Annotated in this window: 19 protein-coding genes; 8 read left to right on the top strand and 11 right to left on the bottom strand. The window is 25.3% G+C overall.

The annotated features are described in order from the left end of the window. Positions 1-12: 12 nt before the first annotated feature. Positions 13-1,116, bottom strand: coding sequence for a redox-regulated ATPase YchF (gene ychF, locus DMC14_RS00680; RefSeq protein ID WP_116171917.1), 1,104 nt, complete (start codon positions 1,114-1,116; stop codon positions 13-15). A gap of 111 nt (positions 1,117-1,227) precedes the next feature. Here ychF and DMC14_RS00675 point away from each other — a divergent pair, with 111 nt between their 5' ends. Then, positions 1,228-1,800: a thymidine kinase gene (locus DMC14_RS00675; RefSeq protein ID WP_116171984.1), complete on the top strand. Its 573-nt coding sequence runs from the start codon at positions 1,228-1,230 to the stop codon at positions 1,798-1,800. 206 nt (positions 1,801-2,006) lie between these two features. On the opposite strand, the gene DMC14_RS00670 is transcribed toward DMC14_RS00675, so the two are convergent. Continuing rightward, positions 2,007-3,011: an IS30 family transposase gene (locus DMC14_RS00670; RefSeq protein ID WP_116171706.1), complete on the bottom strand. Its 1,005-nt coding sequence runs from the start codon at positions 3,009-3,011 to the stop codon at positions 2,007-2,009. Positions 3,012-3,252: 241 nt separating this feature from the next. On the opposite strand from DMC14_RS00670, the gene DMC14_RS05735 reads away from it, so the two are divergent. From DMC14_RS05735 to DMC14_RS05730, 3 genes are read left to right on the top strand one after another with little or no spacing between them, the layout of a single operon-like run. Beyond that, complete coding sequence (locus DMC14_RS05735) at positions 3,253-4,188, top strand: Vmc-like lipoprotein signal peptide domain-containing protein (protein ID WP_137412650.1); 936 nt, start codon at positions 3,253-3,255, stop codon at positions 4,186-4,188. Positions 4,189-4,213: 25 nt separating this feature from the next. After that, positions 4,214-5,176, top strand: a complete 963-nt coding sequence (locus DMC14_RS00660; RefSeq protein ID WP_116171915.1) for an ABC transporter permease subunit — start codon at positions 4,214-4,216, stop codon at positions 5,174-5,176. Next, complete coding sequence (locus tag DMC14_RS05730; RefSeq protein WP_116171914.1) at positions 5,169-6,338, top strand: peptide ABC transporter permease; 1,170 nt, start codon at positions 5,169-5,171, stop codon at positions 6,336-6,338. Before DMC14_RS00660 ends, DMC14_RS05730 begins: the two co-directional genes overlap by 8 nt. 184 nt (positions 6,339-6,522) lie before the next feature. Here DMC14_RS05730 and DMC14_RS05725 read toward each other — a convergent pair whose 3' ends face one another. Both DMC14_RS05725 and DMC14_RS00645 read right to left on the bottom strand, forming a co-directional pair. Then, positions 6,523-14,940, bottom strand: coding sequence for a hypothetical protein (locus tag DMC14_RS05725; RefSeq protein WP_137412649.1), 8,418 nt, complete (start codon positions 14,938-14,940; stop codon positions 6,523-6,525). Positions 14,941-15,374: 434 nt separating this feature from the next. Further along, positions 15,375-16,964 (bottom strand): MATE family efflux transporter, encoded by a 1,590-nt coding sequence (locus DMC14_RS00645; RefSeq protein ID WP_116171912.1) that lies wholly within the window; start codon positions 16,962-16,964, stop codon positions 15,375-15,377. Between the two features lie 105 nt (positions 16,965-17,069). Between DMC14_RS00645 and ftsY the strand changes: the two genes are divergently transcribed. The 4 genes from ftsY (at position 17,070) to DMC14_RS00625 (ending at position 21,713) form a co-directional block, all read left to right on the top strand. After that, positions 17,070-18,125: a signal recognition particle-docking protein FtsY gene (gene ftsY / locus DMC14_RS00640; protein WP_116171911.1), complete on the top strand. Its 1,056-nt coding sequence runs from the start codon at positions 17,070-17,072 to the stop codon at positions 18,123-18,125. After that, positions 18,125-18,346 carry a hypothetical protein gene (locus tag DMC14_RS00635; protein WP_116171910.1) on the top strand — a complete coding sequence of 74 codons (222 nt, stop codon included), beginning with the start codon at positions 18,125-18,127 and terminating at the stop codon, positions 18,344-18,346. Before ftsY ends, DMC14_RS00635 begins: the two co-directional genes overlap by 1 nt. 271 nt (positions 18,347-18,617) lie before the next feature. Further along, positions 18,618-20,531, top strand: a complete 1,914-nt coding sequence (locus DMC14_RS00630; RefSeq protein ID WP_116171909.1) for a S41 family peptidase — start codon at positions 18,618-18,620, stop codon at positions 20,529-20,531. A gap of 165 nt (positions 20,532-20,696) precedes the next feature. Next, positions 20,697-21,713, top strand: a complete 1,017-nt coding sequence (locus DMC14_RS00625) for an IS30 family transposase (RefSeq protein WP_137412648.1) — start codon at positions 20,697-20,699, stop codon at positions 21,711-21,713. Between the two features lie 209 nt (positions 21,714-21,922). On the opposite strand, the gene rpsR is transcribed toward DMC14_RS00625, so the two are convergent. From rpsR to deoC, 7 genes are all read right to left on the bottom strand, one after another. Then, complete coding sequence (gene rpsR / locus DMC14_RS00620) at positions 21,923-22,240, bottom strand: 30S ribosomal protein S18 (RefSeq protein WP_116171907.1); 318 nt, start codon at positions 22,238-22,240, stop codon at positions 21,923-21,925. 13 nt (positions 22,241-22,253) lie between these two features. After that, complete coding sequence (locus DMC14_RS00615; protein ID WP_116171906.1) at positions 22,254-22,718, bottom strand: single-stranded DNA-binding protein; 465 nt, start codon at positions 22,716-22,718, stop codon at positions 22,254-22,256. Between the two features lie 21 nt (positions 22,719-22,739). Beyond that, complete coding sequence (gene rpsF / locus DMC14_RS00610; protein WP_116171905.1) at positions 22,740-23,183, bottom strand: 30S ribosomal protein S6; 444 nt, start codon at positions 23,181-23,183, stop codon at positions 22,740-22,742. A 206-nt stretch (positions 23,184-23,389) separates the two neighbouring features. Further along, on the bottom strand, positions 23,390-24,085 hold the full coding sequence (locus tag DMC14_RS00605) for a ribonuclease HIII (protein WP_116171904.1): 696 nt from the start codon (positions 24,083-24,085) through the stop codon (positions 23,390-23,392). A 2-nt stretch (positions 24,086-24,087) separates the two neighbouring features. After that, entirely contained in the window at positions 24,088-25,041 is a 954-nt protein-coding gene (locus DMC14_RS05720) for a Cof-type HAD-IIB family hydrolase (protein ID WP_116171903.1), read from the bottom strand. Between the two features lie 153 nt (positions 25,042-25,194). Further along, positions 25,195-25,824 carry a uracil phosphoribosyltransferase gene (gene upp, locus DMC14_RS00595; protein WP_116171902.1) on the bottom strand — a complete coding sequence of 210 codons (630 nt, stop codon included), beginning with the start codon at positions 25,822-25,824 and terminating at the stop codon, positions 25,195-25,197. A gap of 22 nt (positions 25,825-25,846) precedes the next feature. Next, positions 25,847-26,509 carry a deoxyribose-phosphate aldolase gene (gene deoC, locus DMC14_RS00590; RefSeq protein WP_116171901.1) on the bottom strand — a complete coding sequence of 221 codons (663 nt, stop codon included), beginning with the start codon at positions 26,507-26,509 and terminating at the stop codon, positions 25,847-25,849. Between the last annotated feature and the right edge of the window lie 8 nt (positions 26,510-26,517).

Here is a 26,517-nt window from a genome sequence, read left to right as displayed (position 1 = left end):
TTAAATTATAAACTATTTTGCTATTTTAAAATAACAAACGTCTCCATCTTGCATTATATAGTTTCTTCCTTCTAAAGACATTTTGCCAGCTTCTTTAGCTTGTTTTTCTCCACCACAAGTAATATAATTTTCATATTTAATAACTTCTGCTTTAACAAATTTCTTTTCAAAGTCAGTGTGAATTATTCCAGCACATTCAGCAGCGTTCATTCCATTTCTAAAAACTCATGCTCTTGCTTCAATCTCACCTGCTGTAAAATAAGTTGATTGATCCAATAAATAAAAACTTTTAGAAATAATTGTATCTAAACCCGATTGTTCAATATTATATTCATTTAAAAACATTGTTTTTTCTTCGGGACTAAATTGACTAACTTCATACTCTATTTTTATACATATAGGAATTACAATTTCGTTTTGTTTTTCTAAATATTTTTTCAAATTTTGATAATGTACAGCATTATTTATATTTTTATATGATTCAACATCTAGGTTTGCAACATAAATTGTTGGTTTAATTGTTAAAAACTGATAATTTTTAATTAGTTGTAATTCTTCTTCGTCAAAATCTGCATTTTTTAAAATTGTTTCATTTTGTAATAATTCTCTAATTTTTAAAAGTAATTCAAATTCTTTTTTTAGTTCTTTATCGTTGGAATTTTGAGCTCTCTTGCCAATACGATTAATTATGTTTTCTGTTGTTTGTAAATCAGCTAATATAAGCTCTAAATTTATAATTTTTAAGTCTTCAATAGGATCAATTTTATTTTTAACATGAACTATATCTTCGTTTTCAAAACATCTAACAACATGAACAATCGCATCAACTTCTCTAATGTTTGCCAAAAATTTATTACCTAAGCCTTCACCTTTTGAAGCTCCTTCAACAAGTCCGGCAATATCCACAAATTGAAAAGTAGCTGGAACAATTTTTTTAGCTTTAACCATATTCGCTAATTTATACAAACGATTGTCTTCTAAATTAACTATTGCAACATTTGGTTCTATTGTAGTAAAAGCATAATTAGCTGATTCGACTTCATTTAAAGTTAAGGCTGAAAAAAGAGTACTCTTGCCTACATTAGGTAAACCTACGATACCTGCTTTTAATGACATAATTATTCTCCTTAATAATAAAAAAATATTATTTAAAATATATAAAAAATTATATTATAAATTGTTATTATTATTACATAATAAAATATTAAAGTAGTATGGATGGTTTTTATGTGTGTTGAATGTTCAAAAGGATCGATAGAAATTATTACTGGACCAATGTATAGTGGTAAAAGTGAAGAATTATTAAGAAAATGTAGAACATTATTTTATATGGGTTTTAATACCTTAATTATAAAACCTGAATTTGATAATAGATTTTCTGATGACGAAATAGTTAGTCGAAGTGGTTTAAGAAAAAAAACCACTTCATTAAGTGATATTAAAAAGGTATATGATTTATTAAAAAAAGAAAAATATGATGCAATATTAATTGATGAAGCACACTTCTTTAATAACGATATTGTCGAAGTAGCTGATGATTTAGCTAATAAAGGATATTTGGTAATCATAGCAGGTTTAGACCAAGATTATTTACATAAACCTTTTGGACCTATGCCAGCCTTAATTGCAATAGCTGAAAAAGTTACTAAATTGCAGGCAATTTGTGTCGTATGTAAAAATCCAGCTTCAATGTCTTATAGAAAAATAAATAGTGATGAGCAAAAACTATTAGGCGATTATAATGAATATGAACCTAGGTGTCGCAAATGCTATAATTTAGGAAAAAATGCAAAAAAATAAGTTGTGAGTAATCACAACCCTTAAATGAAATATCAAGTGCAACACATAATTGTGCTTGATGTTTTTATTATATATTTAAAATTTTAAAGTTTGTAAAAATATATGTTTTTTTGTTTTTATGTATTTTTTAAACAATTTAAATAAACAAAAAACACCGTTTATTCGGTAGAAATAAATTCTAATTTATTTATTTGTTAATTATTAGCTTAGATGTAATTTTCTTTTAAAAATAGTTCTTTTGAAGATTTTCAACCAAGTATTTCTCTTGGCATTTCATTTATTTTATTTGAAATATTTTGTAACGTTTCAATGTTGATTGTATTAAAGTTAAAACCTTTTTTATATTCCCTTCTAATTAAACCATTTCAATTTTCATTTGAACCACGTTGAAATGATGCATAAGGTTCAGCTCGATAAATTTTTATTTTTAATCATTTGGCTAATATTCCTATTTTTTCAAATTCTATACCATTGTCAATTGTTATACTTTTAACAATTAAACTATTTTCTTTTATTAGCTTGCGTAGTTGAGTATTAATTTCATAACCTGATTTACTTAAAACAAATGTTGCAAAGCCTATTCTTGTTTTTCGTTCTGTTAAAGTTAAAATATTTCTGAAACCAGTGCTGCGCTTGCCAATTACTAGATCAGCTTCTCAATGACCATATTCTTGTCTTAAATCTATAGATTTAGGTCTAGTTCAAATCGGAAAAACATAGCTAGCGCTTGTAACTAATCTGCTTACAACTGAAGCTGTTCGTTTGCCGCCCTTTTTATAAAAACTCCTTAATCTATTATGTTTTTTAATTGTTCATTGATTGCTTTTTATCCAATTAAAAACAGTTCTTAGTGATGGTAATTTAATTTTAAAATTAGTTTTAATATAGTGATATGTTGATTTTATACCAAAAAACTTTTTGTCATATTTTTGAATAAAAATGTTAGTAAATTCTTTATAGCTAAAATTAACATTAAATCTAAACATATATTTATGAGAATGTCTTTTAAACGATTTTATATTTGCTGCACAAGAATCATAATTTCCAGTTAAATCAAGATTTCTTTTTATTTCTCTAGAAATGGTTGAAGGACTTCTGCGTAATCGTCTAGCAATTTTTCGTATTGAATAGCCATTATCCATTAATTTTTTGATAAAAAATCTTTCTTCATAAGAAATGTGAAAATATTTTTTAAATGCTTTATAATTCATATTAGGTCTCCTTAGGTGTTTTTTGTGAGGCCTTTTTTTATTTTTTTAAGTAGAAAAAAATTCAAGCAACCTCACACTAATATTTTATCAATAAAGTGTTGCACTTGAATTTTCAATTCAGCAATTTATTTTAAAAATAATTTTTTTAATTTTTTAACAAAAAAAATAAAATTATAATAAAACTTTTTGTGCTATAATAATGGCATAAACACAATAATTAAGAAAGGTTTAAAAAAATACTATGAAAAAGAAATTAACAATATTATCAATTTTAGCTCCTATTGGATTAATAGCTACAACTCCAATAATAGCTGCATCATGTGGCAAAAAAACACAACAAAAACAAACAGAAAAAGCTAATAAAATTGTAAATCTTACAAAATCTTTAGAAGAATATAAAGAATTTTCTGATTCTGCTACTGTAGATAAAATTAATAAGTTTGTTGAAGAAGCTAAAAACTTAAATGAAAATTCTAAGGCAGAGATTTTGGATAGTTTTATAGAAAGAGCCAATGAAGCTTTAATAAATTTAAAAAATTTAAACACAACAGAATTGCATGGAATGAAAGTATTCAAAATAGCTTTTGGGCAAAAAAATGAATTAGCTAGCCATGTAGTTAAGGCTATAAAAAGCGCTAAATCATGAGAAGCAATAAAAACAGTTTTAAAAGAACACTCAATTAAAATCGAAGAACCAAAAGATAAAAAAATTGAATTGAATTCAACAACCCATGCTCATGACGAGGAAGGAATGATTCACCTTGATTTGTTTATTGGAGAAAAAAAAGAAAAAGCAAGATTTGAAATTATAGGATTTAAAAAACAAGAAGCTGCTGTTAATATTAAGAATTGAAAATTCCATCTACATGGTTTAAAAGGTAAGAAATTGCCAACTCAAGATGAATTATTCAAAGAATTAAAAGCTGCTCAAGGAACAAATTTTGAAACTCTTTTAAACAAATTAAAAGAATACATTGAAATTACTACAATAGATGAATCAAATAAAGACATGGAATTTAAAATTAACTTCGAAGATACAGAACACACAAAGATTCATGAAAAAGATCTTTTATTGCAAATTCAAGTTTACAATAAATCACAACCTGATACAATATTAGAAACTAAAAACATTGAAATAGAATTTGGACATCATCATCACCATGATGGAGATAGATAATTAAAAAAATTAGGAGGCAAATATTATGAATAAGGCTTTTGTTAACTTATTTAAAAATATAGCCTTCTATTTTTTTATTTTTTTTATTTCCTTAATCATAATTTTCTTTGCCATAAATGTATTAATAGAACCACAAATCAAAAAAAATATAGCTACATATAGTCAAATTTCACCAAACTACTTTGACAGACTTGGAATATTTTTAAAAAACTTATTTACTTTTAATCCTGGAAAAATTTATTCATCTGAACTAGCTTCAGCAGAATCAAATATAATGCTTTTATATTTAAAACAATTTAAATGAACAATTTTAATTAGTTTATTAATTTTTGTTATTAGTTTTTTTATAGGAAACATTTTAGGAATAAGCTCAGCTTATAAATTTAATAAATCGTACGATGTTTCAATGTCATTATTAGTTTCTTTTTTAGGTTCTTTGCCTTTGTTAATAATTGCTGTTTTAGCTTTAAGCAATTCTAGTATATTGGGTTATCCTTCACAATTTATAAATAATTCAAAATTGACTATAGTTTCTTTGCTTGTTCCTATTTTAATATCTTCTTTTTCAACAATTGCAATTTTCTTTTCGAAAGCAAGAAAAGTTACATTTGAAACGCTAAAGTCAAATTATTATTTATTTGCAAAAACTCAGGGATTAAATAATGCACAATTACTTAGAAAAATTGTAATTAAAGATGTTATAGCCTCGGAATTAAACTTATTTTTTATGGTTTACATTTTGTTATTCATCATTTCTATTTTAATTGAAAGAATATTTTCAATACCTGGACAAAGTATTTTAATTTCTTTTGCATTTAAAAAAGGCGAAATAGATATTATTATGTTTTATTTTACTTTTAATTTTATATTAATTTCAATAATGCTTTTACTTAATAATTTTATAATTATTAAACTAAACCCTGCCTTAAAAAAACAAAATACGTTTCCTTTTATTTTTAAAAGAAAAAAAAGGAGTCAAAATGCATAATAATCCTTTTTCTTTTGCAAAAAATAAGATAAGTACAAATTCTCAATATATAAGACACCAAACTCAAAGAAAACAATATTGAAAAAGATTTTTTTCTAATAAAATCAACATTGTATGATTTAGTTTATTTGTATTATTAGTGATTACATTAATAATTTCTAGTTTTTTTATTAAAAATAGTCCAACAAAATCTATTGATAGTTCAACTAATTTGGTTAACAATTTGCCTTCTTATTTAAATGAAACTATTAGAAGAGATCTTAATAGAGGAGAAGAATTAGAATTTATAAGAAATATAGCTCAAATTGAAGTTATAAATGCTTTGAAAGAACATAGAAATCCTATATTTTATATTATTTTTGACTCTGCCAAACATTTAGGAGGAGATCAAACAATACATACAGATATTGTAACTCTTGTATATAACCCTTATAAATTAATTGAAGCTATTAATCATATAAATTTAAGCTCAAAAATTATTATTCCAAATGGGCTATATTTAGGAACCAATAACTATGGAATAGATATTTTTGCAAGGTCTATTTCTTCTATATGAATAACAATAACTGTCATTATTGCGGCTATTATTATTAATATTTTTATTGGATTTAATTTAGCATTATTAAACAATTTTTATACAAATAACATATTTGTAAAATTTATAGATAAATTAGTAAATTCAATAAGTGTTATACCAGAAATTATTTGAGTCTTTTTATTATCTATTTTTATAGGAACGGAGTGATATTCACTATTTATTAGCTTATCTTTAGTATGTTGAATCTCTTATTATAATTTTGCAAAAGAAGAAATTAAAATTTTATTAACAAAAGAGTTTATTATTGCCACCATGGCAATAGGAACTTCTAAAATAAGATTAGCTTATGTCCATATTTTTAAAAACTTGTTACCTAACTTTTTTATTTTATTGGTAGAAAGATTTTCAATAAATATTTTAATTGCTTCTTCCTTAGCTTTTTTAGATTTTATTAATGAAACTAATAATTTAAATATTGGTTCTATTTTAAAGGAAGCTATTGGTTTGGCTCCAAACAATCCTAGTTATTTAATTATTGTTTCTATTTATATAATAGCATTTAGTTTAACCTTAAAATTATTATCAAGTAGTTTATCCAATAGTTTTAATCCTAAAATTAATTAAATATTAAAAAAATATTATTTATTTTAAAAAATTTTTAATATTTCTTATTTTTTAAGTAGAAAAAAATTCAAGCTACTTTACAACTCAATTTCTATAGTTGTTTTGTGCTTGAATTTTAATTGTCCGTTTTTTGGTTTACAAAAATGTACCAAGTTTAAAATAATTAAATATATGAAAATTTGCTCTAAATTGTAAAATTGCCATAATTATTACTTGTAATTAATTTGCCAATTTGATGATAATAACTAGGATATTTAAACAAATAATTATTTCAAAATGAACCTATTTGATCTCCCACATGTTTTTTAGCACCAGGGGCTCCTAAATCATAATCTCTTATAAATATATTTTTATATACATCAAATCATTGTTCTTTGAATTCTTTAATCATATCCTTAGACATTAGACAATTATTTCTATATTTGGTTAAAATTTGATTGTATTTGTTATTCATATTATTGTAGACCGATTCACCATATCCATGTCCTCCAATTTTATATTTAGACATAGCATGAAAACCTCTACCAAAAATATTTCTTGAATTAAGATATTTAATGAAATTAGATAATATTTTTCAATCAATTATTTTATAATCAACAAATTCATTAAAATTACCAGGACTAGGTTTTAAAGAAAAATTATCATAAATAAATTCTCCGGATTGCTTTCTACCCACAATAATTTTTGAACGAAGATTTCAAATTCTTAAAAAAGTATAGCCATCCAAAGAATTCGGTTCAGTTAGAACTTCTATTTTATCATATTCAATATTATTCTTTGGCAATTTAAAACTTAATGGTAAAGCCTTATTATAATTGTCATTATCATAATAAGCTAAATAATCTTTTATTATTTTTTTACTAATATCTGCGTCAAAAACATAATTTATAGCATTTTTTTCTAGATTTCATTTTCAATTTTGTATTTTTCCAAATATCTCAAATGCTAATGCTTTACCATTTATAATGGTAAAATCTTTGGGATGCATAACTCTTTTAAAACTCAAAATATTTGTTTTAAAATCAAAATTAAATTTTCCTCTAGCTTGAACGGTTACTTCCAAACTTCCTTGAAGATCATTTGGACTCATATGATCAGCTATAGTAATATTGTGATTGCCTAAAAAAGATGATGGTTTTATTTGAATTTTAGATTTTTTTACATCTGAAGCATAAATATTTTCTTGACCTTTAATATAAAAGCTAATATTTTGAATGGCATTAAGGTCATTATTTACATTTTGCATATCTTGTTCTAATGCATTAATTTTGTTTTTTATTTGTTCAGATTCATTAATTTTATATTTATTTTCTTGTGCTTTATCATGCAATGATTGAGCTTCTGGTTTTGCATTGTTTATATCTTTATAATTTTGAGAATTGTAAACATTTATTATTTCAGAAATATTATTAGATGAACTTACTTCATCAATTTTATTTTTAATTCTATTATATAAACTTGTTAGTCTATTTAATTCATTGTCAATATTTGTTTTTATGTTTGATATTAATTTTTCATTTTCTTTTTTGATGTTTATTAAACTTCTATAATTACCATTATCTGTTTCGGAATCTAATATACTTTTGATTTCAGAATTCATTTGCGATTCTTCTTCTAAGGTTTTAGCAAAATCGTCCCATTCCTTAAGAGCTGAATCAATTTTTTTATTAAACTCTTCTAATTCCTCTATAGAATGGGTTTGATTACCTCATGTATTTGCAGATACATCTTTTAATTTAGAAGATTTAGTTCATATTATTTGTTTGATTTGTTCAATAATATTTTTTATTTTATCCTTTAAGACTTCTATTTGTTCTTCTAACCATTTTTTAAAATTCAATATATTGTTAGCTTTTTCTTTATAATCTACATTAATAAAATCTTGGTGCAATATTAAATATTTTTCATTTTGAACTAAATTCTCAATTTCTCGCTTAATTTCTGTGACCTTTTTCAATTTATTACTACTTATTGCTTCTTGCAATTTTGTTTCTAAATCTGTTTTTTGTTGTTCAAAAATTTCATATTTGCCATCATATTCTTTTTTAAGAGCTTCATACTGAGATTTATATGTATCATAATCATTTTTATGAGATTGGATTTGATTATCAAATAAAGCAACCTCATCAGACAATTCTTTATTAACATAAGAACCATCATTTTTAATAGTTCTACTCAATTCTTTGGCTCTTTCAATTGTTCTTAAAAGATTCTCAATAGGATGTTTAGAACTATCTATTTTTCCTATTTTATCTTTTACTATATTTTTAGCATCTTCTATTTCTTTAAGCCTATTTTTCATTTCTTGCTTAAAGCGAGCAATGTTGCCTTGTTGTTGTGCTATTTTTGAATCTATTTCCTGAATTTTTTTATTTATATCTTTAATTATTTCCTCAATAATAGCCTTTTTTGCATTATATTCCTTAGCATTAATATCAGTTTGTGCAAGTTCGGCAATTGCTTTTGCGCTTTGCAATTTTTGTTTTGCTAAAATTAATTTTTCTATTTTATTATTTGAATTAGATAATTCAGTCTCACCTTGTTGTTTTTGACTTTGGGTTGTATTTATTAAATCATCAATTACTTTTTTAGCATCTCTAAGACTTTGTTTAGAAGTATCAATTTTTTGTTGAGCTTCATTTGCTTTTTGTTTTGCTTGTTCTAACAATTGCTTTAAACTATCATGCTTTAAATTTTTAGGATTATTTTCTATGCTAGCTATTAAAGAATTTAAATCGTTTAATTTTGTAGTTGAATTATTTATTGCTAATTCTAAAGGATCAATTTTATTCTTATGAGTTTCCAATGCTTCTATAGGATTTTCTAAATTACTAATTGCATCATTTAATTGAGAAATCAGTGCATCAATTCTTTGTTGCTCTTGACCTTCTAGAGTTTGCAAAATATTATTTATTTGATTTAAATATAATTGTAAAATTCTTTTATTTCCTTCAATTAAAGTATTGTTATCAGTATACCCCTTATTATTTCCTTTTTCAATAAGAGCTTCAGCTTTTTCAATGGCTAATTTTAAAGCCTCTTTAGCTTCTTTGGCTTTATCTAAGTCATTATTGTGGTTATTATATTTATTTTCTGCATTTTTATAATCAACATCTTTAAATGTTTTATATTCATTATCAATTTCATCTTTTATTGCTTTTGCTTTTGCTTTGGCTGCTGTTATTGAAGTTTTTGAATGATCAATTAATTGTTTTAATTTATCTAATTCTTCTTTAATTGAAGCAATAGTCTCATTTTTTTCATTGTTATGACTATTAAAAGTAGATTCAGCTAAAGTAATAGCATTTTGAAGATCTAATATTTTTGAATTTATTGTATTATATTTGCTATCATTTTCTAAATTGTTTTTCTTTGGTTCCAAATCATTGTAGGCTTGTTTTAAAGCTTCAACAACTATTCTAATTCTCTCTGTTTCATTTTGTTCTGCTTCTAATAAGCTGGCTTCTACTTCTTGCAATTTTGATTCAATTGAATTTATCAAATTCTGAGAAGTAGCAACAATAGCCCCATATTCTTTTTGAGTAGCAAAATCTTTTGAATTATTAGCAAGATTTTTCGTATCCTCTAAATCTGTTTTAACTTTTCTTAAATCTTCTAAATTTTTATTCAATAAGGCATTTGTAATGTTTGTTTGTAATTCGTCTCATTTTGTTTTTGCTTGATTATATTTAGATTCTACTTCAGATTTTAAAGTATTATTAGCATCTAACAATTCATTATACTTAGGAACTGATGCATCAGTTATGTTTTTTAGTTCTACCAATTTATCTTGTATTGAACTAATTGCGTTATTTTTAGTATCGCTTTTAATTTCAGTATATTTTGTAATAGCATTAGTATTAGTAATATTTAAATTGTTTAATTTGGTTAAAGAAGAATCATACTTGCCTTTTGAATCTATTGCTTCTTGTTGAGCTTGAGTAACTGCATTAATTTGATTTTGAATTTCAACTAGTAAAGCACTAATTCTTGCTTGCTCACCTTCGGCTGCCTGTTTATCATCTTTAGCTTTTTGTAAAGCTACATTTATAGTATTAATAATGTCTTGTGCAATTTGTTTAACTGAACTATAATCATTAGAAGTAGCACTAGAAATAACTTCATTTATTTTTGTTTTTGCTTCTTCTAGTTTGGTAATAGCATTTGTTAATTTTGTTATATCACTTCCAGCATCCTTAGCAAGTTGCAGTGCAGGTGTAGATAATTTTTGAGCATCTTCAAGAAGTTTATCAACTAAAGCTTTTTTATTATCTCTTTCTTGCGTTTTTGTTGTCTTAGTTTGTTGTGCTGCTTTAATAGCACTATCTAGAGCATTTAGTTTTTCAGGAACAGAAACTTTATCTTTATATTCATCTTGATTATATTTATCATATGTTGATGTAGCCTTAGTAATTTCTGTTTCTAATAATGGAAGTTTTGTAGTTAATTCATCAACGCCAGATAAATTATTCACTTCTGAAGCTAAGGTTTGTAGTGCTAAAGTAGCATCTTCTATTTCTTTAGCAATTTTCCCATCTAATTTATCAGTAATTTCAGTTAATTTATTTGTAATTTCAGTTAATTTATTTTCTGCTTTTTCTTTGGATTTTGAATCACCTTTTTCATCCGCTTTATTTTTAGCTTGTTCTAAAGCTTCTTTAGCTTTTTCAAGAGCTTCTTTCGCTTCTTCTAATTTAGTTTTATCGGTTCCGGCATTATTAGCTTTTTCAAGAGCATCTTTGGCTTTTTCTAATGCTTTATCTAGCGCTTCTTTAACTTCTTTTTCATTATTTTTTTGAATATCTTCTAAGTTTTTTTTGAAATCATTATAGCCATTTAATTCAGCTTCTAAGGCATCTAAAGCTTGTTTAAGTTCTGGAATTGATTGATTTTTAGTTATATTATGTTCAGTAAATTTAGCTTGAGATAAGCCGTGTTGAGCTTCTAATTTAGTAAGAGTTTCTTCTAATTTGTCTATATTATTTGAATTATTTGTAGCATCTTCTTTAGCGGTATGCAATTTATCTTTTGCTTCTTCTAATTCAGTTTTAACTTGCTCAATTCTATTAGTTTCAGCATTTAATTCATGATCTACTTCATCTTTTTTATCAGAAACATTTTTTAATAACTCTTTAGCTTTATCTGTTTGAGTTTTATAACCCTTAGGTTCAATTTCAGAAACTAAAGCTTCTAATTTAACTTTTAAATCATTAAGTTTTGATAATGATGATTGTAAGTCGTTTTTATTTTTATTTGAAATAGCACTATCAGCTTCATTTAATGCAGTTTGGGTTTCTAATTCTAAAGCTTTGACTTTATCTTCTATAGTTTTCTTAGAATTTGCAATTTCTGTTTCTTTATTTTGTTTTAAAATTGTAGCTTCATCATATTTTTGTTTAAATGCTTCATATTCTGTTTTAACGTTTTGAGTTTTATCTATATCCGCTATATTAGTATTAGGATTTGCTTCTTGAATTTTTTGAATTAATTCATCTAATTTTTGTTGTTGTTCGTCTAAGCCTTGAGCATTATTAAGGTTTTGAATAGCTGCTTCTAATGATTGTTTTGAAGCTTGCAATTTTCTTTTCAACTCTTCAATTCTTAGTCTTTCTTGTTCGGCAGCACTTTCTAAAGCGGATTTTTTATTTCTTGCTTCTGTTAATTTTTGTTCAATTTGAGTTTTTAAATTTTGTGCCTTACTTTTTAATTCATCATATTGAATTTCAGTTGCTTTTTCAATTAATTTATTTATATTTTCTAAATCTTCTTCAAGTTTTGGTATAACTTGAGTTACTTTAGATAAATCATTCTTGTTTGTTTCAAATTCATTAGAATTTGTATCAAAAGAATTCTTGGTGTTATCAAATTGAAAATCAGCGTCTTTTCTTTCTTGAACAATTTCATCCTTACGAGTTGAAATGGATGCTTTCTTATCGTTGGCATCATTTATTTTATTTTTTAAATTATCAAATTCTGTTTGATATTTAGCTTGATTAGATGCTAAATTATCTTTTGTTTCATTAGCTTTTTCCAAAGCTAATTTAATATTATCTAAGGCTTGAGTTGATTTTTCTAAATTGTGTTTATTTTCTTCTTTTAAAGCTTCATTAACTTCATTTATAGCAGCTTCAAGATTACTAATTTCGTCATTTATCTTTTGTTTATTAGCTTCTATATTTTTAGCTTCTTCTTCAGCAATTTTGTCTTTGACTTGTTGTTCTAAAACTTTAGCTTCATCTATTTTTTGTTTTAATTCTTCAGCTAAAGTAGACATGTTATTATCAGTAGCTTTATTTTTTGCTTCTTCTGCTTTTTGAATTGCATCTTTTAATTTATTTTGCGATTCTTTTAGGGCTTCTAAATCATTATTTTTTAAAGCCTCGTTAGCAGCTTCAGTAGCTTCTTTTAGTAATTTTTTAGCTTCATTTGCTTCGGTAGTTATTTCTAATTCTTTATTTTCAATGTTTTGGATTGCTTCTTTGGCTTTATTAAATGCATCTTCTGCGGCATCAATTTTATTTTTTAAATTTTGATTATCTTCTGTTAATTTGGCTTTATCCTTATTTTTTTCATATAAAGTTTTGGCCTTGCTCATTTCAGTTTCTAAGGCATTTTTAGCATTTATGATCGGATTTTTATCATTTGAATTTAGTACATTAGTAGTGGAATCAATTTTTTCTTGCAAATCCTCTATTTGTTTTTTAATTTTTTGTTTTTCTTGTTCCAGTTGTTCATTTTCCAATTCAATTTTTTGTTTTTGGTTATTAATTAGTGTTGTTGCATTATTTACTTCTTGTAATTTTTGATCTAACTTATTAATATTTTCTGTATCATTTACATTTTGCGCTAATGTCTTAACATTTTCAAGTTCAGTTTTAGCTTTTGAAAGTTTTTCTAATGTTGAGCTTAAAATTACTAAATCTTCACTTTCTTTATTTGCATTTGCCTCAGAAATGGCAGCATCTGCTTTTTGAATAGCTGCTTTTACTTTTTTATCTAATTCATCTTTAGCGTTTTTTAATTCATTTAATCTCGTTTGGGAATCGATTGATTCTTGTTTTGCTTTTTCCAAAGCCTCTTTAAATGTATCATATTCTGCTTTGAAAGCATCTTTAGAAATATCATTTTTTAGTTGGTTATCTAAATCATTTGATTGTGAAATAATTGTATTAAGCTTTTGCAATGCTTCAGTTAACGAAGTAATATCTGTTTTAGTTTTTGTATTCGAGGTTTCTTGGTTTAATTTATTGGTGTTTTCAATTAAACTATTTTTAATTGCTTGAATTCTTTCTTTTTCTATTTTTAATTTTTCTTGAGTTTGTTTTAAAATGTCTGCAGCTCTATTGATTGCAGATTCTAATTCAGTTTTTAATTCATCTAATTTAGCTTTAATTAATTTTTCTTTAAGTTCATTTGCTTTTGTAATAGCTTCTTCTAAATGAGCTATTGCTAAATTCATTTCATTAATTGATTTTGCTTTCTTAGCTTCTTCTATTGCTTTGTTTAAAGCTTCAATAGCGGCGGTTGTTTCTTGTCTTAATTTTTGTTCTTCTTCTTGCTTTTGTTTCAATTTAGTATCAAGATCTTTTGTTTGATCTTTAAGTTCTTTTAAAGTTTCATCAATTGATTGCTTAATATCATTTAAATTTAATTCATTAGCTTTTTTAGAAGCTTCTTGTCCAATTTTGATAAGAGAATTAATATTGTCAATTGCTAATTTTAGTTCTTCTATTGATGAAGCATTTTTTGATTCTTCGATTGCTTTTTTTGCATCTTCTTTAAATTTATTAGCAAATTTCTTTAAATTCTCTTTTTCTTGTTCTAAAGTTTGAGAATTTAATTTATTTTTTAATTCTTTTACCGCTTCTTGTGCTTTATCAAGCGCTTCTTTTAATTGATTTGATAAATTAGTTTCATTAAATAAATCTAATTTTTCTTTAATAATATTCCCTGTGCCAATAAGAAGATTTAATGAATTTATAAATTCTTCAAATTCCGCTTTAATTAAAGCTCTTTTAGATTTTTCAACTTCACTATTAATTTTTTCAATTAACTTTTTGGCTTCATTTTTAACTTTTTCCACTTCTTTTAATTTTTCAGCTAATTTTGCTTTTCCTTGATCCAAAACATCCTTTGCTTTTTCAAGAGCAGACTCTAAAGCTTTTTTATCTTGACTTAAAGTGTCATGCTTATCTTTATTAGATTGAAGTTTTTGTAAGCTTTTGTTAATAATATCAATAGTATCAATTCCAAAGCCAACGTGTTTTTCTAATTTTTCAATTTGTTCTTTCAAATCTTCAATCGATAAAGATTTTTTAATATTGCTTGAACCTATATTTAATGCTTTAATTAGTTTTTCAATATATTTACGCAATTCTTTGTAATCTTTATCAACTGTTGCATCTCAAGTACTTGCTTTTGAATGTTCATTATCAGAAATATTGGTTTCTGGGTTTTGTATTTTTTGATCTTTGTCTGTTCCGCTTCTTTTCTTGGCATATTTTGTTGCTATAATAGCAGCAATACCAGCTGAAACAGCCACCGCACTAAAAGTTGAGCCTAAAATAATGGCCATTTTTTTCTTTTTTGTTGTTGAACTCATACAACTCCTTCCTTTTTTATAATTAAATTATAATTTTATACCACTTAAATTCTATTTTTGGTGTTTTTTGTTTTGTGTAAAATAAAAAAATAAAGTGATTTTGTAAAAAAAAGTAAAAAAAATGTGCTATTTTGCTAATAATTGGTTGAAACGTCTATAAACAATTAACCCAAAAACAAAAATATTTTAAGTTAATTACAAATTTAAAACAATCAACAAAACAATTTTTGTGATTTATTTAATTTCAATATACTTAATATTTTAAAATAGTTATAATGTTTTTAAAAAATTGGTTGATTATTTCTAAAGCTCTAAAATGTATGCTACAAAGCGTGGCATAACACTTGATTTGTAAAAAATGTTTATATTATTTATTACGTATAAGTTGAATGCGTCTTTAAACTTCTTATTTTTATTTTGTCGAAAATATGAAATTAAAGTTTTTTGGCATATTTTTCTCAATATTCAGAATTTCAGCGAGTGTAATATAAAATGGTTCTAAATAAAGGGTCCGCCAGAGCTAAAGCACTTAAAGAAATTAAAAATAACCCATTAGAAAGATTAGCGCCCTTAAATAAAATTAATATATAAACTAAAGATATTTGTAGTCCTATCATTGTTAATAATGAAATTAAATTAGGCATTCAAACATCGTTTGCTCCTCACAAAGCTCTTAGCAAGGTTAATGGCCCGACATCTAAAATAGCTTTTATCATAAAAATACCCATTATAAAATAACAATATTTATTAATTAATTCATCTTCGATTGAATAAATTTTTAGTAATGGGTGCGTCAATAATATTCCCATTAGTGAAAAAATTAATTGTGATATTAAACCTATTTTAAATGAAAGATTACCAATATTTTTAGCTTTTATTATTTGTTTTTTGCCTATTTCTGTAGCAACTATAGAAGAAGTTACAAAACTAAGAGCTAGTAAATAAGCCCCAAAAATATCATATAAGTTGTTTATAGCTCTTCACAAACCTATAAATTTATCACTTAGTTTAGCATCAGGAATAGCTTTTGATAAAAGATATTGAGATATAAATCAAATACCAGTTTCTAATGAAATAGGTACACCCAGTTTTATTATTTCTTTAATATACTTATTATTTCACGTTTCTTTAAATTTAATTGTACATTTATTAAAAACAAATTTATTAACTAATATAGAAGAAATAATTACATTAACAACTGATCCTAAAAGTATTTCTAAAGAAGCCAATAAAGCAAAATTAGCTGCAAAAAGAATACTAAAAGTTCATAAAAGTCTTAACAAAGAGCCGGCTATTACACCAATAATAGCAAGTTTATTTTTCTTAATTGCTTGTAATAAAGAATTAAGAATAAATGCTATAGAAGATAGAAATATATCCGCACTTGATAATCTTAAAAATTGTACCCCAAAAGCGTTTTCATTTAGTACCTCTACATAAAGATTTGTGTTTTCAAATATTTGAGAACCATAAATACCGCCCTTAAATATATAATGGTTTAGTGGAAGATTCGAAACATCTTTGATATTAGCTAATTTTATATTATTTTGAAATTTTTGAAAATCATCTAATGTTTTTCAACTCAATATACCATTATTTTTAGCTCCTGCAGATTCTAACAATTTAGCTGCGCTAAAAAAAATAATCAAAAAAGCAACGCCATTTATAATAAAAGAAATATAAAAAGCCGATCACATTAGTTTAATCATTTCCTTTTGTTTGTTTTGCCCAAATAGATTAGAGGCTACTACTAAAACACCCAGTTGATAAATTAATGGTAAAAAAGTAATTATTTTATAAACAACAAAAACTTTGGCAAATAAATAAAAATAATAACCATTATAAGATCCATCTAAATGATATACACGATTATAAAAAGTAGTAGCTAGTGATCCGACTATAGTAAAAATTGCAAATAAAAAAGTTTGAATAAAAATTGGAAAAGAAAGTTTAAGCAAATACTTAAACTCTTTTTTTCAATCAAATTGTTCATTAAAACTTTCTATACTTAAATTTTGTTTCATTTTATCAATTTTACTAATTTAATTAATGTTATTATAAAATTATATAAATATATGTTGCATAAATGTTGGTGAAGAAGTATAAAATAAGGATTATAAGGAGATATAATGGGGTTTTGAGCTAATTTAAAAGAAAAACTTTTTGGTACAAAAGAAGAAAGAATAGCTAAAAAACAAGCTAAACTAGAAGCAAAAGAAAAAAGACAACTTGAAAAAGAACTTAATAAGTCAAATAAAATAGATAGTTACATAGCGGGTTTGTCAAAATCAAACTCTTCTTTTGTTGAAAGTATAAAACAACTTCAAAATCAATATAATAAAATTGATGAAGAATTTTTTGAAGAATTGGAAGAAATTTTAATAATGTCTGACATTTCAATGAAGCTAGTTCAAATTATTATTGAAGAATGTAAAAAAGAAGTCAAGAATGAAAATATTGAGGACCCAAAATTAATTAGTGAAATAATTGCAGATAAATTATTTACTATTTATACATCTAATTCAATAGTGGACACAAGCTTAAATATACAACCTAATAGAATTAATGTGATTTTAGTTGTTGGTGTGAATGGTTCTGGCAAAACAACCTCTATTTCAAAAATTGCGTACAAATTAATTCAAGATAATAAGAAAGTTTTAATAGCAGCAGCAGATACATTTAGAGCTGCAGCGGTGGAGCAATTAGAAATATGAGCAAATAAAGTAGGAGCAGATATTGTAAAACCTTTGAACAACGAAACTGATCCTGCTGCTGTAGTTTATAGAGCTATTGATAAAGTTAAAAATGAAAATTATGATGTTTTAATAATTGATACAGCAGGTAGATTACAAAATAAAGTAAATCTAATGAATGAGTTAGCCAAAATTAATAAAGTATTGCAATCAAAAATTGAAGGTGCTCCTCATGAAAGTTTATTAGTCTTGGATGCTACAACGGGCCAAAATGGTGTATTACAAGCCAAAGCATTTGGCGAGATAACACAATTAACTGGAATTGTTTTAACCAAAATGGACGGTACCTCAAAAGGGGGAATTGTTTTAACTATAAAAGATGAAATTAATTTAGCAGTCAAACTAATTGGTTTGGGAGAAAAAGTTGAAGATCTAGTGGAATTTGATTTGGAATCTTATATTTATGGATTGATGAAGGGCATTAATGAATAATGGAAAATATAGAAGAAAGAAATAAAATAATAGATTTATTTGATAAATATGGAGAACTATTAGCTCAGTCCCAAAAGCAAGCACTTTACCTTCATTTAATTGAAGATCTTTCTTTTTCAGAAATAGGGGTTGAACTTGCTATGACAAGAGCTGGCGCTTATGATGCTGTCAAAAAAGCAAAACAAAAATTATTACTATTTGATAAAAAAATTAATAAATAATTAAAAAGGTTTTTAAAACTAAATATTTTTGTTCGCAAAAAAATAAAAAAAGTGCTAATATATTATAGGTCAAAAAAATTTAAAAATATTCCCCAAACTTTAAAAAATTTATAAAAAAAATAAAAATATAGAAATCTAATTACAAAAAAATAAATCAGCAAATTAGGTTTCTATTTTTTTTATTATATTTATAATAAGAAACCAAATTATAAAAAAATTACAAAAAAATAAAAAAAAATATTAATATAAAAAAGCGGAGGACACATAATTAATGAAAAAATCAATTAAAACTAAATTGTTAACTACAATTTTACCAATCTCTACTGGATTGATTACACCTGTTGCCTTATTATCAGCAGGTTGTCAAGATCCAAAATTAAAAAAACAACTAGAAGATACTAAAAAAGAACTAGAAAACAAAAAACAAGAACTTGATAAAACTAAAAAAGATTTAGAAGAAAAAAATAAATCTTTGGACGACGCTAAAAAAGAAATTGACAAACTAAAAGATCAACCAAAAATTGATCCTAAAAGCGATGCAAAAACTGAATTAGTAGTTAAAAATCATACTTTTAAGAATTTTAATGAAGAATATACAATTGCAGATACAAATGTTAAATCATATATTGTAAAAAACCATGATGAAGTTGTATATGTAGATGTAGACGAATTTTTAAAAGCCTTGGATGGATATGTTGGACTAGATTTATTTACAACTATTGTTGATGAAGCCAACAATAGAAAAATTTATCGTACATTTGATAAAAAAGGGAATCTTTCAAATCAATTAATTTTTAACTGAGATAAAAACCTAATTCATACAACAAGCACATCAATTTTTTATGAAATTTTAAAACCACAAGAATTAACAGATGATAGTCAATTCTTAGAAACAGAATATGAACATAAAAATGAGGATGACAAAGGTGTTACTTTTGATTTAACAAAATACAAAATGGACATTTTATACAAGGATGGAAAATTATTATTACCATACACTGTGTTTAACACCTTATTTATGAGTCAAGGGTTTACCAACTTATATTTTAATGGCGAAACTTTTACAAATGTATTTGCAGGTATGGACTCATTTGGAGCAACGCCAGATGCCGCTAGAGAAAGAATAAGAAAAAATGCAGCTTTAAATGGTAAAAAAGCTACAGTTGCTCAACGTGAAGCTAACTACAACCATATGATTTTTACAATGGATTATTTTTATGGTTTAAGATTCCACAAAAATATTAAATCTTTTGATGAGTATATTGGTGCTGAAGAAAAAGCTAAACTATTATCAACAGATCCTAAGGTTTACAATCAAGCATATGTTAATTTATTCCACAAAAAACTAAACGAACTACATACAAGAATGAATTCATTCTCTTATTATGAATCAGATTGATCTACAAAATTAAGAAACGTTTTAAAATCTCCTCAAGATTATGGAGAATATCGTGATCAATTCAATAAAAATAGAGCTATGCTTGTTAAACAATTTGAAACAAAATTCGGTAAAAAAATCGATGATTTTGGACCAGATGACTATATTAGATACCACGGAAACACAGCAATAGTTACATTGTTGGGTTTTGAAGATGGTACTAAAGAACAAAACCAAGGCCCAGATGCATGGAAATATGACACTTACTACTTAATGAGACACTTAATGGCTGAAGTTGCTAAAAAACCAGAAATTAAAAACATAGTTTTAGATTTAGCAATTAATGGCGGTGGAAGTGTAAGTTCAATGGTTAGAACACTTGGATTTATGACAGATAAACCTATTTTAAATCGTGAATATGATATTTTAAATAGAAGAGGAGATCTAAGTAAATCTAAAGTTGATACAGATGGTGATGGCAAATACGATGGCGATGCATATGAAAAATACAATTGAAGTTTATTAGTAAGTTTGAATACATTTAGTGCCGCAAACCAACTAACAAGTATAGTTAAAGAAATGGGTATTGCTAAAATTATTGGTAAGAAAACCGGGGGAGGCATGTCAGCTATTATGCCTATTGTTTTAGCTGATGGTACAACAATAACTATAAGTTCGCCAAACAATGCTGTTTTTGGACCAAACAACGAATCTATAGAAGATGGTGTACAACCAGATATTAATTTAGAATATAAAGATTTCTATAATGATGAAGCTATTGATAAGGCATTATCAAATTCTAAATAATATTATAAAATTGATTTTTACAAACACCACCAAACAAGGTGGTGTGCTGAATTGAAAATTCAAGTGCAACACTTTATTGATAAAATATTAGTGTGAGGCCACTTGAATTTTTTTCTACTTAAAAAAATAAAAAAGGCCTCGCAAAAACACCTAAGGAGACCTAATATGAATTATAAAGCATTTAAAAAATATTTTCACATTTCTTATGAAGAAAGATTTTTTATCAAAAAATTAATGGATAATGGCTATTCAATACGAAAAATTGCTAGACAATTACGCAGAAGTCCTTCAACCGTTTCTAGAGAAATAAAAAGAAATCTTGATTTAACTGGAAATTATGATTCTTGTGCAGCAAATATAAAATCGTTTAAAAGACATTCTCATAAATATATGTTTAAATTTAATGTTAATTTTAGCCATAAAGAATTTACTAAAATTTTTATTCAAAAATATGACAAAAAGTTTTTTGGTATAAAATCAACATATCATTATATTAAAAATAATTTTAAAATTAAATTACCATCGCTAAGAACTGTTTTTAATTGGATAAGAAGTAATCAATGAACAATTAAAAAACATAATAGATTAAGAAGTTTTTATAAAAAGGGCGGCAAACGAACAGCTTTAGTTGTAAGCAGATTAGTTACAAGCGCTAGCTATGTTTTTCCGATTTGAACTAGACCTAAATCTATAGATTTAAGACAAGAATATGGTCATTGGGAAGCCGATCTAGTAATTGGCAAGCGCAGCACTGGTTTCAGAAATATTTTAACTTTAACAGAACGAAAAACAAGAATAGGCTTTGCAACATTTGTTTTAAGTAAATCAGGTTATGAAATTAATACTCAACTACGCAAGCTAATAAAAGAAAATAGTTTAATTGTTAAAAGTATAACAATTGACAATGGTATAGAATTTGAAAAAATAGGAATATTAGCCAAATGATTAAAAATAAAAATTTATCGAGCTGAACCTTATGCATCATTTCAGCGTGGTTCGAATGAAAATTGAAATGGTTTAATTAGAAGAGAATATAAAAAAGGTTTTAACTTTAATACAATCAACATTAAAACGTTGCAAAATATTTCAAATAAAATAAATGAAATGCCAAGAGAAATACTTGGTTGAAAATCTTCAAAAGAACTATTTTTAAAAGAAAATTACATCCAAGCTAATAATTAACAAATAAATAAATTAAAATTTATTTCTACCGAATAAACGGTGTTTTTTGTTTATTTAAATGGTTTAAAAAATACATAAAAACAAAAAAACATATATTTTTACAAACTTTAAAATTTTAAATATATAATAAAAATACCAAGCACAATTATGTGTTGCACTTGATATTTTACTTAAGGAATGCACAATTTTGTGCATTTAAATTATTAATTTTACTCAGTTGCTTTAGATGTTTCAACAACAGGTTTTAATTCTTTAGCAACTTCTTTTTTAACAAATTCCTTTTTTATTGTTCCTATATAAGGAAGAATAGCAACTAATCTAGCTCTTTTAATAGCTAAAGCAACTGCTCTTTGGTGTTTTGCACATGTTCCGGTAATTCTTGAAGATAATATTTTACCTTGTTGGTTAACTAATTTTGATAACAATTCTTCATTTTTATAATCAACATAAACAACAGGATTTTTACTTAAACAAAATTGACATGGACGTTTACGAATAAATGGTTTTTTACGAACTATTCTTGCCATAATTTCTCCTTAATTATTCATTATCTCAAGTTAATGAATCATACACTTGGTCTATTTCATCATCTTGATTTTCTTGTTCTTTTGCTGGTGAGAAATGTTTTTCTTCTTCGGAAATATTAAATTCTTTTGAAGTATTATTTTTTCTTCTATTTTCTGTCACTTCTCTAGTTTCAAGTGATTGTATTCTATCTGCACTAACAACATAATTATTTATAGGTTGTCCATTTTGATCAGTTAATCTTGAAGATTGAAAACTACCTTCTACTGAAATTAATGAACCCTTATCCATATATTTATTTATAAAAGTTGCATTAGTTCTTCAAGCAATACATGGTATAAAATCAGAAATTGGATCTGAATTTGCAGGTCCAAATGGTCTTGTTACCACTATTGTAAATCTAGAATACTCGATATTTGAAGATGTAATTCCCTTGTATGGTTTTGAGGCCAAACGGCCTATTAAAATAACTTTATTCATTTCTACCTCATTAAGTTAAAACTAATCTTGTTCTTTTTTTTCTACGCTTTTTTTCGTAAATTTTGGTTTCTTTTCAATCTTGTTTTCTTCTGTTGCTGTTTCTTTGTTTTCTTTGTTATGTGATTTAACATAAGGTTTTTTATTATCAAAATTTCTTCTTGAGAATTTTTTTTGTTTTCTTGGTTTTAGTCCTTTTTCTGAATCAAGGTTAATAATTAATGTTCTTAAAATTGATTTATCAATATTTAATTTTCTTGTTAATTCTTTTAAAGAACTTGGTTCAGCTTTTGTTAAAACTAAAAAATAAGAAGCGTGTGTTAATTTGTTAATTGGATATGCTAATTCTGTTCTCTCTAATCTTTCGATTTTAGTGTTTTCTTTATTTAGAACTGAAAATAACAATTCTTTTACACTTTCCTCTTTAGATGTAGGGTTAACTAGAATCATAATTTCGTAATTTGACATATTAGTTCTCCTTTTGGACTTTTGGGTCATTATTGACCAAGGAGTCAATTTCCTTTGTTAAATTTATTTAAATTATTAATAATTTTAACTAATTAATTATATATTAATTAAGTATTATTTTTTTCTATTTTTTGTTATTAAGTAAATAGAAAATAAAAAATAGCCAAAAAAGGCTATATTTTAGAATTTTTTTATGTTAATAAATACTAATTTATTTTATTTTTTGCTTTTTCTGTTGTTTTAAAAGATACTTTAGCAACATTATATAATTCTTTTTCTCCATATTTTTTTATAAATTCTGCTGCTATATCTATTATTTGGTTGCTAGCTCCTAATTTAAAATTAAATCCATTATATTTCTTTTTTTGTTCTTCCATAATATTTAAAAGTATATATCTTGCTAATATAGAAGCACAAGCAACACTTAAATACTCATCTTCAGCTTTTGTCTCTAAAATTAATTGATAATCATTTATATTTACATCTAAAAAAAAGTTTTTTTCTTTTAGTTTTAAGTTGTGTTCTTTAATTTTATCTAAAGAAGAATATTGATCTATTACTATTGGTAAATTCTTTTTTAAAGAATTAACTAGTCTACTTATAGAGTTAAAATGAATTAATGTTTTTACAGCATTGTTGTTTATATTCATTTTAGTTAAATTGTTGTAACCCTTTTGACTTAAAATAGTTTTTCTATAATAAACTAATTTTTTGTTTTCAATTTCTTTTGCAATTTCTATAATTTTTTTATCAGTTAATTTTTTACTATCTTTAATTCCAAGTGCTTTAATTTTTTCAATGTTATAATTAGGAATATAACAAGCAACAGAAACAACTGGTGTAAAGTAATCACCAACGCCAGTTTCATCTACCCCAATATATTCAGTATTTATTTTTGCCATAATTATTCTTCTTCATTATAAAAATTATCTGCTTTAACTGTTTTTAGTTTTTTCTTAGCTTCAAATTTTCTAGCTTTTGCTTTTTCAATATACACATCTGGGTTATCTAAAAAATCATCTATAAAATAACCAACAGCACCTTCTTTGTTTGTTTGTTTCATAACTACTGTTGAAGCTTGTTTAATAGCCTCTTCAGCATTAGCTGGGCAAACTCCGACATTGCCAATTTCATACATACTTAAATCATTGTACGAATCTCCAATAACAACAGTGTCATCAATATCTATATTGTAATATCTCATCATTAAAGAAATTACTTTTCCCTTATCAACACCTATAGAAGTTATATCAAAAACGGGGCTCAAGCCTTGACCTTTTGATCAAGATGAAAATTCTCCTAAATCACCATATCTTCTTTTTAGATAAGTTAGTAAATCTAAAACGTCTGTAGTTGGTTGACAGTCAAAAACTATACCCGTTGGTTTTAAAGGTAGTTTTTCTAAATTAATAAATTCTCTAAATTTTGTTGCTTGATTAAAACCAAAAACTTTTTCCAAATTAGGATCTCTATGCATTAATTGGACTCAATCAGGTCCTTCAATAGCATAGTTGGAAATTTCTTTTTTAACTTTTTCATCTCCTAAAATATATAAAACTTCATTTAGGTCTAGATAAGTAATTGTTGGTATAAAAAATGGATCTGCAGGATTATGTATATGAGCCCCATTATAATTTCCAACAATTGCATTAAGTCCTAATTTTTGATAAACTGGCATTGTACTTCTTCAAGGTCTACCTGTTATTATTGAAACAATGTGGCCTTCTTTAATTGCTCTTTTAATTGCTTTTTCTGTTTTTGGATGTATTGTTCCTGCTGCAGAATCTGCTAGTAATGTTCCATCTAAATCTAAAGCAAAAAGAAATCTTCTGTTATTTGATTGTTTATTAAAAGCCATTTTTATCTCCTTTCTTTGTATTTTAATTTATTTTATGAGGTAATTTTTATTAATTTTCATTTTTTTATAAAACTCTCATAATGTGACTATATTTTACTATATCTCTTCTAATAATAAGATTAATTTTAAAAAAACGAGCTTCAAGCCCATTTTTTATTTTATTTTAGTTCCAAAAATACGGTCTCCTGCGTCTCCTAATCCTGGAATAATATAATTGTTTTTGTTTAATTCTTTATCTTGAGAAGCAAGATAAATATCAACATTTTTGTGATTTTTCTTTACTTTATTTATACCTTCTTCAACTCCGACTAAACAAATCAATTTAATATTACAAAATCCTAAGTGTTCTAATTTTTCAATAGCGTCACAAGCTGACGTTCCTGTTGCTAGCATTGGATCAACAATAATAATATAACTATCTTTTGGAACATCTGGAATTTTAAAAAAGTATTCTACAATTGATTTTGTTTCTTCCACTCTGTACATTCCTATATGACCCACACGAGCTTGTGGGACAAGATCTAATATTCCATTAACCATTCCTAGTCCTGCCCTTAAAATAGGCACAATTACTATTTCTTTATCTAATTGTTCTCCTACAAATTTAACTCCAGTAGGACTTTCAATTTCTAAAGGTTTCGTTTTGTAATCTCGCAACATTTCATAAACCATTAAAGAAGAAATTTCATTTAAATTTTGTCTAAATTCATTATGAGTTGTGTTTTTATCTCTCATTTTTGTTAATTTAGCATTAATAAGTGGGTGTTGAAAAATTTTTACCATATTTATTCCTTTTTATATAAATTTAGTATTTAGAACTATTATCTGTTTTACCTTCCATAATTGCAACTGATTTAGAAGTTCCTAATCTATTAGCCCCTAATTCAATCATTTTTAAAGCATCTTCTTTTGATTTTATTCCTCCAGAGGCTTTTATTTGCAATTTTTCTCCAGCAATTTCTTTCATTATTTTAATATCATCAAAAGAAGCTCCTCTATATGAAAAACCAGTTGAAGTTTTTATAAAGTTTGCACCCGATTGCATAACTATCTCAGTTGCTTTAGCTATTTCTTCATTAGTTAATAAAGCTGTTTCAACAATCACTTTTAAAGTTTTATTTCCACAAACTTCTTTAATTGCTTTAATTTCATTTAAAACATATTCATATTGTTTATCTTTGAAACGTCCTACATTCATTACCATATCAATTTCGTCGGCTCCATGTTCAATAGCAATTTTTGTTTCAAAAACTTTAACACTAGTTACATTATATCCTAACGGAAAACCAATTACTGTGCAAACAAGAATGTCAGTATTTTTCAGTGTTTCTTTAGCATATTTTATATATGATGGCGCTATACACACAGATTTAAAATTGTATTTTTTAGCTTCCATAATAAGTTTATCTATATCTTTTGTTGTTGCAGATTGAGCTAAAAATGTGTGGTCAATCATTTTATTTAACATAATTTCTC

Source organism: Metamycoplasma phocicerebrale (genome assembly GCF_003383595.3).
Classification (GTDB): domain Bacteria; phylum Bacillota_I; class Bacilli_A; order Mycoplasmatales; family Metamycoplasmataceae; genus Metamycoplasma; species Metamycoplasma phocicerebrale.
The sequence above is the reverse complement of the archived record's forward strand: the minus strand, read 5'-3'. Positions and strand labels throughout refer to the sequence as shown.